At 41.1% G+C, this 12,380-nt stretch carries 10 protein-coding genes; 6 read left to right on the top strand and 4 right to left on the bottom strand.

The features are described 5' to 3' along the window. Positions 1-23 precede the first annotated feature (23 nt). Both ACMV5I_RS08895 and ACMV5I_RS08890 read right to left on the bottom strand, forming a co-directional pair. Positions 24-677, bottom strand: coding sequence for a response regulator (locus ACMV5I_RS08895; RefSeq protein WP_414824168.1), 654 nt, complete (start codon positions 675-677; stop codon positions 24-26). Between the two features lie 400 nt (positions 678-1,077). Further along, the gene (locus ACMV5I_RS08890) at positions 1,078-1,605 is read right to left on the bottom strand and encodes a helix-turn-helix transcriptional regulator (protein ID WP_414824167.1); all 528 of its coding nucleotides are present in this window, start codon (positions 1,603-1,605) and stop codon (positions 1,078-1,080) included. Positions 1,606-3,492: 1,887 nt separating this feature from the next. On the opposite strand from ACMV5I_RS08890, the gene ACMV5I_RS08885 reads away from it, so the two are divergent. The 6 genes from ACMV5I_RS08885 to ACMV5I_RS08860 all read left to right on the top strand — a co-directional run bounded on the left by ACMV5I_RS08885 (position 3,493) and on the right by ACMV5I_RS08860 (position 10,107). Then, positions 3,493-4,014: a fimbrial protein gene (locus tag ACMV5I_RS08885; RefSeq protein ID WP_260513169.1), complete on the top strand. Its 522-nt coding sequence runs from the start codon at positions 3,493-3,495 to the stop codon at positions 4,012-4,014. Positions 4,015-4,079: 65 nt separating this feature from the next. After that, entirely contained in the window at positions 4,080-4,817 is a 738-nt protein-coding gene (locus ACMV5I_RS08880) for a molecular chaperone (protein WP_414824166.1), read from the top strand. 35 nt (positions 4,818-4,852) lie between these two features. Continuing rightward, positions 4,853-7,390: a fimbria/pilus outer membrane usher protein gene (locus ACMV5I_RS08875; RefSeq protein ID WP_414824165.1), complete on the top strand. Its 2,538-nt coding sequence runs from the start codon at positions 4,853-4,855 to the stop codon at positions 7,388-7,390. 17 nt (positions 7,391-7,407) lie between these two features. Beyond that, the gene (locus ACMV5I_RS08870) at positions 7,408-8,607 is read left to right on the top strand and encodes a fimbrial protein (RefSeq protein ID WP_414824164.1); all 1,200 of its coding nucleotides are present in this window, start codon (positions 7,408-7,410) and stop codon (positions 8,605-8,607) included. An 80-nt stretch (positions 8,608-8,687) separates the two neighbouring features. Then, the gene (locus ACMV5I_RS08865; RefSeq protein ID WP_202672593.1) at positions 8,688-9,317 is read left to right on the top strand and encodes a response regulator transcription factor; all 630 of its coding nucleotides are present in this window, start codon (positions 8,688-8,690) and stop codon (positions 9,315-9,317) included. 142 nt (positions 9,318-9,459) lie between these two features. After that, positions 9,460-10,107 carry a LuxR C-terminal-related transcriptional regulator gene (locus ACMV5I_RS08860; protein WP_414824163.1) on the top strand — a complete coding sequence of 216 codons (648 nt, stop codon included), beginning with the start codon at positions 9,460-9,462 and terminating at the stop codon, positions 10,105-10,107. 325 nt (positions 10,108-10,432) lie between these two features. On the opposite strand, the gene ACMV5I_RS08855 is transcribed toward ACMV5I_RS08860, so the two are convergent. After that, positions 10,433-11,212 carry a molecular chaperone gene (locus tag ACMV5I_RS08855; RefSeq protein WP_414824162.1) on the bottom strand — a complete coding sequence of 260 codons (780 nt, stop codon included), beginning with the start codon at positions 11,210-11,212 and terminating at the stop codon, positions 10,433-10,435. 5 nt (positions 11,213-11,217) lie between these two features. Continuing rightward, positions 11,218-12,378 carry a fimbrial protein gene (locus tag ACMV5I_RS08850; RefSeq protein WP_414824161.1) on the bottom strand — a complete coding sequence of 387 codons (1,161 nt, stop codon included), beginning with the start codon at positions 12,376-12,378 and terminating at the stop codon, positions 11,218-11,220. Between the last annotated feature and the right edge of the window lie 2 nt (positions 12,379-12,380).

The raw sequence follows: 12,380 nt of genomic DNA, 5'->3' as shown, positions 1-12,380 counted from the left end.
TCCATCTGAAATTCTATAAAAAATCAACCTCCATTGATTAAACCATGAAGTATGGCGAATGAAGCTATCTCTACTGAGCTATTAAGGTTGAGTTTTTTCTTTATATTTAGTTTGTGAGTGCTAACCGTTTTCTCACTTATATTTAACGTCTTCGCAATGCCTATATTGCTCTGCCCTTTAGCGAGAGCAATAAAAATAGTGAGTTCTCGATGTGTCAACCTATTCACTATGTCGCCAGTGTCAGAGTTCTTAACTTCTTTAGTCCATTGAGAATTCGACGGGAAGCAGTTATATCCAGCAAGTACTGAACGCACCATGCTCAATATTTCCTCCGTGGTACAACTCTTACTGATATATCCATTACACCCTATTGCAGCTAGCTTTTCAGCATAAATACGTGGGTCATGACTTGAAAAAATTAAAATCTTTGAGTTTGCTGCATGATTTTTAATGTTGAAAACAAGCTCGAGACCATTGGTGTCAGGTAAGATTAAGTCAAGTATAATTAGGTCGGGCTTTAGCTTTTTGACAGCTAATATGCCTTCTTGGCCATTGCTTGCCTCACCAATGACATCAATATTATTTTCTGTTGATAAGATAGTTCTAAGTGCAAAACGTACTGATGGGTGATCCTCAATAATAACGACTGACTTATTCATCTGAACGTCAAGGGCCATGATACTACTCCAAAACCATATATAATAAAACCGACTTACTAACCCAATTTAAGCATTGTAATTTCTAATGGCTATTATCATTATAGTTCATTTATAGAATTATGCTGTTTTTTAATTAAATGATATCATTTAGGTCCAGTGTGCCAAAAATCTAATACGATTAGCAGCATTCAATAGCTGCTTAACCTATTACCACGCTCGTTTTGTAACAAGAAATGTAGAGCGGATGTACAGAATATGCTCCGCTCTTCTTCCACAAAAACTAATTTTAATGGGCTAGTGAAAAATATGTGAATGATTTCAGTAAGATCATTGATTTATTTCAAATTACATCTTATTAACCATTTAAATCATGTTTTACCTTCTGGCTGACTTGTTTAATATGAAAAAAGCCAACAATTCAGATCATATGTAAATGTGAGAGTGTTCTAACACCTAGTTTTTTTAGAGCATTTTCTTGCTGAGTGTAAACTGTTTTTATGCTCACTGCTAACAGTCGGCTCAGATTGTAGACATCTATTCCCTGAAGTCTATAGCTTAAAACGCTTGCCTCTTTATAGCTCAATTTACACATTTTAGGAAGGTTTGATATAACGTGTCCTTTAACTATGCTTTTAATGTAATTTTCGTCTACCTTGCAGGATAAGAATGAAGAAAATAAATTCGTATTTAGCAATCCATTTTTATCATAGGGAAGTATATATGCGCGACAACAAAAATAATCTAGCATCACTAATATAGACATTGTAAAGTTAAAGCCACCAGCGGCTATCATAAATACATCATCTTCCATTATGAAACCATTTTTATGTGAATTCATCATCATTCTAATGGTAATGAGTTTAACTGAAATTCCGTATTCCTTTTCTACTAAATCATTTAAACCAGCATGGAAATACATATCTTCTGAAAATAAATAAATATTCAAGTTACCCACCTAAAATTACAAATTAAAATTACCCGATTATTGACTCTCATTGATTTCTTATTTTATCCAAGGTACCTCAGAGCAAGATTTCACATTAAAAATCAATAAGTTTAAAATTATAACTCGTTAAACACATAGGTAAGTTTGTTGGTTCCACACCTTAACATAATAAAATCTATTCACATTTATTTTTTGCAGTGCTAAATACCTCAACAAACATCCATTTAAAGTGATTTTTAAAATCATGTATGGATGGATTGAAAATTGGAACCGATAAAAAACTCTTCAACGTCCCCTGGAGGGGAGGCTCAAGAGAAAGATTAGATAAAATATACTAATGGTACCGAAAATAGTGTTGTCTATTGTATAATTAACGCCTGTTTCATGTGGGGGCCTCAAGCTACAATGTGCTCTCATACGACTCTCGTTATGTCTGACTTGCAGTCGTGAGATAATAGCCGTAAAGACCATTTAGGTAGTCGTCATCTTACCTACATAGTGACCCAATCACCCTTTCCTACAGTACAACTACTGAACTTAGGAAGTTCCCAGTAATTTATCAAACTATTGCTTCTGACTATGACTGATAACCCAGTGTTTTACGTTCAATTTTTATTATCATCAAATCATAATCGATTCTTAGTATCCTTACTTATGATACTTAGGTAAATATCAATTGGGTATATATTTTATTATTTAACAAAAAAGAGCACTTTAGTCCTGCAAAACAATTAAGGTGTAGCAATTAATGTTTTTGATTTAATTAAAACAGCATAATATATCAATCGGCATAGGACAAAGCAAATGTTGATAGGTACTCGCTGCAAGTATATGAAATTAGATTTAATTGTAAGTAGTATGTTAAAAATAGGCCGTAATAGCCAAATTAGTCTCTCGTTAAGCTATAACGAGCGGTTCAATATATATAGTCGTGAAAATAGATAGGTAGTAGACGGAGGGGGTTAGCCGCTGACATGAAAGTGCATATCACTCTTATGAGGGTGATATCACGTGGTCATTAGGTTGGGGGGGAACATGAAGAAAATCAAACGGCTGTTTGTGCCGCTATCAGCAATACTCGCTCAACCGATGTGAGAGCTCAGACTTCGACTACCTGGCCTGCGATTGCTACAAAAGACACTACCCACCAATAGGTTGTTACTCCGTTTGGCTGTTTTCAGGTCTACTACGTTGGCTGCATCAAGGGTTTTAGCCACCGGAAAAATCAGCTTGATTGTGTCTATAGCAGGGGATAAAACATTTACCGTCTTGAAATAAACTGACCGTTAAGACGGGGGGATTGGCACCGTTGCCCAATTAAGAGACTTCTCTACCCTGATCGACTGGCAATACCGACAATGGCCCGGTTTAGATACGGAGACTGAAACTACCATGATTTATAACGCCTAAACTTACCTCACCATCTGTATCGGAGTAGATAAATACTCCTATTTTCAGTCAGCGTCAGGTAAAACCGGCGTTGCAATGACATCTGTATCCTATATCGAACGGATGCACGGTATAAATTGGAACATGATATAGCTTTATTTACAAATACGAATGCTTATCAATTAATATAAATACAACGGATATTTCGTTATAAATATAACAAAAACAATAGGATGGTATATTTAACAACGTTGTTCTGAGTAAAAAATAAGTAAAATCCTAGAAAAATTCAGGAAAAGGCTTACCCCAAAATGGGGGATTCATATCTATACACAAATAGGAAAAGATAACTATTATAGTCAGGCATTCAAGGCTAAGTGTGTTCTGCTTTGTCGGGGTGTTGAGTTATTAATATTCCGTAGTTCGCTAGGGAATGACTCAAATGATATGATCTAGTCATAGATTATAGGGAAACTTACTTCTTAAATGGTATTTTAAATGAAAAAAATTGCATTAGCATTATCATTCCTCTTGGCTGGTGCCTCCCATTTAGCAAGTGCTGCGGATGGCCAAGTTAATTTCACCGGTAATATCACTGCAAGCACCTGTTCAATTAATGGTGGCGTTGCGGCTCCGCAATTAGTCAATCTGGGCAGTGTTCCGGCATCATCCCTGATGACTTCTGGACAGACTGCAGGCGCGAAAAACTTCGCAATAGAATTGACAGGCTGTACTGGTGGTAACACCGCGGTTGCCGCTCATTTCGAGTCTCTGACGTTGGGTAACCCGGCTGGCCGCTTGAATCTGGATGCTACCTCAGAAGCCAGTAATGTTGAAATCGCGCTCTATGACAGCATGGGTGCTTTGCAGCCTGTCAACGGTGTCATTCCGGCACAAACCTTCGTTACGCTGACTGGCGGTAATGCGACACTGAACTATGTTGCAGCCTATTACGCTACTGGTGAGGCTGAGGTAGGGACTGCAAATTCTGAAGTATCTTACACTCTGTCATACCAGTAAGTTAGCTAAATTATTATATAGAGGGGGGTACCCCTCTATTCATTTTTAATTTTCACAAGACGAATATGAATAAATTAAAGCCCTATATCATCTTGGCATTGGCATTAAGTAACTATGTCAGTTATGCGTCCGCTAGCGTTATTATACACGGCACGCGTGTGGTTTTTCCTAGCGATAAACAGGAGGTTTCTCTGCGCATTGAAAATGACAATTCATTGCCAGTGCTAGTACAAGCATGGGTTGATGATGGTCATTCAGCCATGTCGGCAAAAATGCCTAAAACACCGTTTGCTATTACACCGCCAATGTTTCGTATGGAACCTAAGCAGGGACAGTCATTACGTATAATTTATAATGGTAGCATATCGGTAAAAGATAGAGAGTCTGTATTTTGGGTTAATGTCTTTGAAATACCGCCAACAGACGCCAATAATAAAGAAAATAGTTTACAGCTGGCATTCAGAAGTAGGATAAAACTATTTTATCGCCCTGCAGAACTGGCAACACCAAAAACGGATGAACTGGCTAAACAGATTAGTTGTACTGGCAACAAAGAGACACCGCAGATGCTGACGCTCAGTTGTAAAAATACATCGCCTTACTATCTGTCTTTTTCTCAGGTTGATGTCATGGTGAATAATAAGCCCGTGTCGGTTTCATTACAACGTTTTGGCATGATCGCACCATTCGGGTCCTTGAGTACCAAGGTTAAAGTGCCAGAAAGTACATTGCCTATGAAACTGAACTACCTTCTCATTAACGATCAAGGTGGTGCAAAGGAATACACTGAAACACTTTTATAACCTGCTTTGAATTATATAAGGACGACATTCTCTCTATGGACCAGATAAATGAAGAAAATACCAGAAATTTAACGTCTAAAGTTGCTCTGGTATTATTGTTAGCCAATATAACTCTGGTGGGGGCAGCCTGGGGTGCTGATGCATCTGTGATACCGCAGGATAGTTCCAAGGGGCAGGCGTACTTATATAACACTAGTTTCTTAGTGGGATCAGAAAAGGTCGATGTTGCTCGTTTTGCATATGGTAATGATATTACACCAGGTAGTTACAGCATGTCTATTCTGGTTAATAAAAAGCTTGTGGGTAAGGTTAACCTACTCATAAAAGATATTGAAAATAAAAAAGTTGTCTGTCTGAGTAAAGAGCTAATAAGATTGCTGGATCTTAAGGTTGAAAATGTGCCGCTTGATTCAGACCCCGGCAGTTGTGTGTTACTCAACTCACTGATACCTACTGCCAGTTATATCATAAACATGCCAGACTTGGCTGTGGATTTTTCGATCCCGCAGGTTTACTTGCAACGTGAATCTCAAGGGGACGTTAGTCAAGAGTTGTGGGATGCGGGTATTAATGCGGGCTTTATTAATTATAATGCAAACTATTATGAGTCCCGTATTAATGGTAATCAACAGGCACTTACTAATTCTAACTTTTTCACCTTACTCAATAGTGGCGTGAACTTGGGTTTGTGGCAACTGAGAAATAATTCCAACTATAGCAGCAGCAATAACGGTATTAGTAAATGGACAACGCTGAACAGTTATCTGCAACGCCCATTACCAGCCTTTAAGGGTATGTTGGTAGCCGGTGAATACAATACATCCGGACAATACTTCGATAGCTTAAGCTTTCGTGGCATCCAACTTGCTTCCGATGACCGTATGCTGCCTGCTTCACAGCAGGGCTTTGCACCGGTAGTACGTGGTGTAGCGCGTACCAATGCACTGGTACAAGTAAGCCAGCGAGGAGTTTTGCTAAATAAAACTACCGTTGCTCCTGGCGCTTTTGCGATCGATGATCTTTATCCTACTGGATATGGCGGTGAACTGGATGTGGTTGTTACTGAAACGGATGGGACGGTACAGACATTTTCAGTACCTTACTCTTCGGTAGCATCATTATTACGCGACAATAGCTCCCGTTATGCTGTGACCTTTGGGCAGTTGAATAACCAAATTTTACGTAGCAAACCTACATTTTTGCAAGCACTCTATTCCCGTGGGGTATCTAATAATGTAACGGCCTATGCAGGGAGTCAGTTCTCAGAAAATTATCAGTCTGCTGTAGTAGGTTCTGCATTCAATACTCGTCTTGGAGCTCTGGGGGTTGATATTACAGGCTCATCGGCAGACCTGCCATCGGGTAACAGCCGAGGTTGGAGTGTTAAAGCCTCTCATAGCAAGTATTTGGAAATTAGCCAAACGTTTTTATCATTAGCGACCTATCGCTATTCTGATAAGGGTTATTATGGTTTCAATGAGGCAGCACAGCAGCGTGAGCTGGATTATAGTCATGTTCTGCGCCAGAAAGGGCGCTTTGAACTGGCAATCAGTCAACAAGTTTTAGATTACGGTAGCCTGTTTATTTCTGGTTCTATCCTATCCTATTGGGATAGGCCTGGCTCATCGAGCAATTATCAGGCAGGATATTCATTTTTAGTTAAGAATATTAATGTCGGCACTTCTATTTCGCGAGTAAGCAATAATTCAGGTGAAAGCGAAAATCAATATATGCTGACATTAAGTATCCCCTTTGGTAGTGAACGTTATGGATATCATAGTGTTACCACCAGCCTTAACACGAATAGTGAAGGCTTGTCGCAAACCACGCTGGGTCTTAATGGCTCACTGGGGCATGATAACTCTCTGTCTTATGGAATGTCAGGCAGTACTGATTCCCACAATCAAAGCTCTGTGTCTGGCAATATGGCTAAAAATCACTCCATGGGGCAGGCATCAGTGTCAGCCAGCCAGGGAAAAAATTTCCGGCAATATGCCTTGGGGATGTCCGGCTCTGCGGTTGTTCATTCAGGTGGGCTGACTTTGGGGCAATATGCTGCAGATGCCATGGCGTTGGTAGAGGCAAAAGATGCCTCAGGTGCCAGAGTGGAAAATATTTCAGGCGTCACTATTGACCGTTTCGGTTATGCGATTGTGCCTTATCTCAGTGCTTATCGCAATAATACTATTAATATCGATCCACAAGGCATGCCTGAAAATACGGAACTTTTAAGCAGTGGTAGCAAAGTTGTGCCCTATAGTGGCGCAATCGTCAAAGTTAAATTCGATACCCGTTCGGGAAATAAGGCGTTCATCGAAAGTACGACACCTGATGGTGAACCTTTACCTATGGGAGCAATGGTTGTGGATGAGAAGGGCAATAATGTCGGTATGGTTGGTCAGGGTGGCGTACTGTATGCCAGTGGCTTGAATGATGATGGACTGCTGCTTGTTTCTTGGCGCTCCGATTTAACCGGACAGTGCCGTATTCGCTATCATTTTGCCAAAGAGAAAGCGACTGACAAAACTCATGGGATGCGCCAATTATCCCTGCCATGTACACCTATGAAATAAGCTGCCAGAGAACAAAAATGAAACTCTTTCTAGTAAATATTATACGTAATGAGCGGGCGATAGGAGCATTCCTTATCACCCTATTATCTGGCCTGCTACCGCAACAGGCACTGGCCGTTCGTGCCTGCGTCTGGACTCCTGGTATTCCGGTACTGAGTCCCTACGTAGAAATACCCTCAGCAAATGGTATTGTCGCTGTAAATGATGGTAAATATCCCAGCCCGACGAATACCACTTATGCCACGCCATCATCGAACAGCGGCAGTGCTGCATGGAGCTTGACCTGTACAGCACCCGTGCAGGTTACTCCGGTGTTACAAACACACTTGATTCCAGATACCCGGTTTACCAATAAGGGTTATCCGAATATGCAGCAGACCACCGCCTATGGTAGTGGCAACTATTACTATTCTGCAGAAATGTGGTACAACAGCCCGGCCGGGGATAAGGTCTGGTTTACCGGTGCTGCAGGTACTAATACTCTGGGCGCACCTTTTATCCTGGCTGCCAACGCAACACCCACTAATCCAGTGGTGATCCGTATGCAGGATTTTGGGATCCAGAATGTGGGCTTTCAGGGGTATCAAACGGCTAACGCCGTAGCTGGTTCGTTTCCTTGGGGAACCGGTGGTCTCCTGCACTATATGCGATTTCGGATGGTTAATTATACCAGTTCGGACAAAACCGCTTATGATGACTTTTATTTTAACTTATACGTTGACCATGTGAATTTTTCGGTCCGTACCTGCGGCATTGTTTCCAGCGATCTGTATAAAACAGTAAATATGGGTAACCGGATTTCCTCTGAATTTTCCAGTCAGAATGTGGGAGCGACCACGACACCGGTATCATTCCAAATTGGCCTGCGTTGCTTGCCGAAAACCGCAGTCATTTATCGAGTTAACGCCAGTCAGGCTGATACCATCAATGATCCTAGCAATACGCGTGGCTTGATTGCATTCAGTGGCAGTAATGTGGCAAAAGGGTTTGCACTTCAGCTTAAATCATTACCTTTTGGGCAGTCTGGTGCGCAATACCAACCCGTTAAATTTGGTGTGGCAAATACCTCTTCCGCACTTGCCGTAGGTGATGCGGTGGGTAGCGTGACTTCAGATGTTATTCGGTTCACGGCTAACTATTACAGGACAGCAAATGCGCAGAGTTCCAGCAGTGGAACTGCGAATGCAACGGCAACTATTGATATCAATTATCAATAGAGGATTTCAGTTAATTTGCTGACCCTTAAAAAGTGGCTATTAAAAATTAATTAGTCCTTTCTTCAAGTAGTGGTTTCTTTATGGATACTATAAATAAAGTCATTAGGCCATCAGTTTATATTATTGATGAGCATCCTATAGTTCGTGATTCTCTAGCGACATTAATCAGTAGCCGTTTGGATATGCGAGTTATTGGCAGTCCTGAAAATAACTTAGATCTCCTTGTGGAGATAGTAAAAGAAAAGCCGGGGTTAATTATTCTGGATGTCAATATGTCAACCATGAAGGTGATTTCCAGTATAAAAAGAGAGTGCAAGAATACTAAAATATTAGTTTATTCTGGAAGTAATGAGGGGGTTTATTCGCGTAGGGTTTCTCAGATGGGGGCTAATGGTTTCATTTCCAGAAAACACTCATTTGAAGTGTTGTTGAATGCAATTAATTTAATTGTTAACGACATTAACTGCTTTCCAAGCTACAGTGATCATAGTGATGGCGTTCAGCTTGGTGTTTTTAGTCAGCTTTCAAAACGAGAGGTTTCTATTGCTATTGCCTTGGCCAAAGGTCTTAAAAACCATGAGATTTCAAAGTTTTTTAATATCAGTGCAAAAACAGTAAGTTCTCACAAGAGAAATATATTAGAAAAGTTGAATATTCATAGCGTAATCGACCTTGTTGGTTTGCTTGAAGTAAATAATATTATCGACTGAATGCTGACTTTTTTAAGTATATACTTCATGGTCAACATGTTTATTATCTTTGGTTTTCCTATTTCATTTTAGCTATTTTTGTAATGATTACGTTGTAAAGATGTCTGTTATGGATAACACGTAAAAACTTAAGGATTTAAAAATGAGTATCACGCATGCTACTATTTTACACCCGTGCCAATTTACCCGACTGGGGTTAAGCGAGCTTCTGCCATCTAGTTGTAGAGTACTCAGTTCTGAAAAAATACATCAATGCCATTTACATCTGCTTTCGGTAAATAAAGCTAATCTTTTTATTATATCCTTGCAAGGTTCAGACTATACCGTAATGGATATTCTGTCTTTTATAGAAATTATTTTCCAAGAAAGTCATCAGCACCGAGTGATAATAATTTTGGATGTATACAGAAGTTCCGGGTTGATAGATTACTTGCTGGAGACTTGTGCACGGATAGGTTTTATTGATACACAAAACTCTCTTTCATCTATCACGCGACAGATTAATGAACTCATGAGTAATGATTTGTCGGAATTTTCAGAGTATTTTAAGAAGGTAGCCAAACCTTTGTCATTACGTGAGAGGCAAGTGTTAAATGGCATTTTAATGGAGTTTGATTATAAAAAGATATCTCAAGTTCTCTCTATTAGCCCTAAATTAGTGGGGCATTATAAACGAAAAGCGTTAAAAAAGTTAGGCGTTAGGACTATTCAGTCACTCTTAATTCCTACTAACCAATTGTTTAGGATCTCCCCTGTTCTGGCGTGCACTCAAATTTGCGCGCGGTTATAACTCGTATTGCTATGAGAGTAATGATATATCCTTAAGGATAAACCTGGCGCTCGCAAAATTCTAACGAATCAACAGTTATTTCAATGATTTGTGTAATTCTCGGCAACGTGACTGGTACATGAAATTACAGTTACTTTATACTTTCCAGTCCTCGCCCGCCTGATTCCAGGCTGGCGAGTCATCGTAAGGATGGAATTTACATCCTTGATGGGGTGAGTGATTTTACTGACTAATAACTCATCAAAAAGAATGGGGTAGCATATCGTTACTTTTCTGGTAACTCTGGGTTAACTCACCTGCACGCATAGCAATGACCATTAAGTCTCTAGTCATCCAAGGGGTTCCCACTGTTAATTATCTCACCATAATCACCAATCGTTGAAATAAACACCATCATCGTCTTGTCAACGCTCCCTTTTATTTTTAATAGTGGATAGTCTTTTGTCGAGTAGGGGGGGATCATGCTTTCCTCAGGATGAAAACTGAAGATTGTTTTTTTTATATCATGCCCAATCGATATGGAGATCAGCGTCTGATTTATAGGCGTAGGATTCTCGATGCGTAGCATCTTCCCACCTTGATTGATTAAGCTAAAGTGTAGTTTTTCCTCTACATGGGAAATGTCCATAGCGTTGACTTTCTTCGGTCGATAAAAAATTTTTATTCGGGTTATAAATGCCAGCTGAACTTCATTCACTGGTACAATGCCTGATGGTTTAGGGGGGATCTCCAAAACATTCAACCAATAGACCGATTCTTTGTCAGCTGGAACGTCGGCATCGCTACCTGTAAACATCACCCGTAACCTTTGCGTCTTTTTCCCATCCAGACGTACGATCGGTGGGGTAATCACAAAAGGAACCGCAATTTTCTCGGGTGAAATACTATTGTCACCGAGGTCTATCCACATTTGCAACAGTACTGGCTGTGCCCCTTCATTACTTACGTTTAATGTGGATTCTTTATCCTTAGCACTGATAATCAGTCGTGTTTGGCCCAGAGAAATAGCCGCCCACGACGGATGAACAGATAACAGAGCCAGGGCTATAATCAGCCCGCGTAACAAAACGGGCACGGTATACAGGTTTCGGCTTAACATTGTCATAGTGGTTACTTATAACTTGCGGTAAAGGTTATCGAGCTCTTGACCAAGCCTGGTGTCACTCCGGCTCCTGTTTGATACAAACCTGCATACAACGGCAGCGTATAATTTCCGTTGCTCACCGCTGGATTGTAACTGGTGAGTGGATAAGTGGTGCCAAAAGTCACCGGTGTCGTCGGATTCAACAATAGTTGCATTCCAACCCCAGTGGCTGTCGAACTACTATCGAGCACCACCACACCATTCGCCGCATTTGCCACAGAGGTGGTTGGCGTAAAGCTGTACTGCACAAGATTCATCCCACTAGAACAATTATTAAATTTCAAAACAAAGGGTGTTAATCCTCCGGACGTCCCGATACCGGTAAACTGGTTTCGCCCGACCTCTGGTAGATTTACGGGCACATTTGGCGTGGTACAGGTTCCTCCAGTTAAGGTAATCAAATTCCCTGGCTGAAAATCGGCGATCATATAGGTGCCGCTACCAACTTGGGTGCCGACGGCGGTTGAAGAGACTTGCTTCCAGCGAACATATATCGGGTCGAACGCACTGGTGGTACCCGCTGTCAACGCCGTGGTGGTCTTGACAAAGAGAACTTGCACATCAACGCCGAAAGTAAAAGACCCATTGGTGTTGGATGTGGTGACTGAAGTAGTTGAATCCTGCTGCCCGCCTTGGGCGATCGTCAGCGGTTGCCAGGCACTGGTGGTGCCATTAATGGTATAGCGCCAACGGACTACATAGCCTAAACCTGCTTTAACGGTAGTGTTGTAGACGGTGTACGTCGATCCGTCCACATTCTTGCTTCCCCAGACGGTATAAGGCGGATAGCCCTGCGTGCTCATTTGTACTACCGCATTGGGATAGCTGGCCACCACTGGCGTACAGTTCCAGGCGACAGGGTCCGATGAATTTATCCAAGTCCCCAGTAAATCCCCTACTTGAGCATTATTACCGATCTGAATTCTTGTAGTATTGAAGAACTGGTAATAGTTGCCCCCATTCCGGAGGCAGTCTACCACGTAACCCTCAGCTTTCGCTGGCGAGTGTATTCCTACCAGGATGGTAGCCAACAGAAAAAGCAGAACCATCCTTGCTCTGTCAATTACCTGTACCGTCAACTGTGGTACAACGCAGTTGGTGACAGCTCGCATAGTCATCATCTTCATTT

It is taken from the genome of Serratia sp. T13T92 (assembly GCF_047530105.1).
GTDB classification, from domain to species: domain Bacteria; phylum Pseudomonadota; class Gammaproteobacteria; order Enterobacterales; family Enterobacteriaceae; genus Chania; species Chania fonticola.
This window is presented reverse-complemented; position numbering and strand designations above follow the sequence as displayed.

Coding starts and splice junctions, on each gene's coding strand:
- ACMV5I_RS08895 (WP_414824168.1), bottom strand. CDS start 677: ATGGCCCTTGACGTTCAGATGAATAAGTCAGTCGTTATTATTGAGGAT.
- ACMV5I_RS08885 (WP_260513169.1), top strand. CDS start 3,493: ATGAAAAAAATTGCATTAGCATTATCATTCCTCTTGGCTGGTGCCTCC.
- ACMV5I_RS08880 (WP_414824166.1), top strand. CDS start 4,080: ATGAATAAATTAAAGCCCTATATCATCTTGGCATTGGCATTAAGTAAC.
- ACMV5I_RS08875 (WP_414824165.1), top strand. CDS start 4,853: ATGGACCAGATAAATGAAGAAAATACCAGAAATTTAACGTCTAAAGTT.
- ACMV5I_RS08870 (WP_414824164.1), top strand. CDS start 7,408: ATGAAACTCTTTCTAGTAAATATTATACGTAATGAGCGGGCGATAGGA.
- ACMV5I_RS08865 (WP_202672593.1), top strand. CDS start 8,688: ATGGATACTATAAATAAAGTCATTAGGCCATCAGTTTATATTATTGAT.
- ACMV5I_RS08860 (WP_414824163.1), top strand. CDS start 9,460: ATGAGTATCACGCATGCTACTATTTTACACCCGTGCCAATTTACCCGA.
- ACMV5I_RS08855 (WP_414824162.1), bottom strand. CDS start 11,212: ATGACAATGTTAAGCCGAAACCTGTATACCGTGCCCGTTTTGTTACGC.
- ACMV5I_RS08850 (WP_414824161.1), bottom strand. CDS start 12,378: ATGAAGATGATGACTATGCGAGCTGTCACCAACTGCGTTGTACCACAG.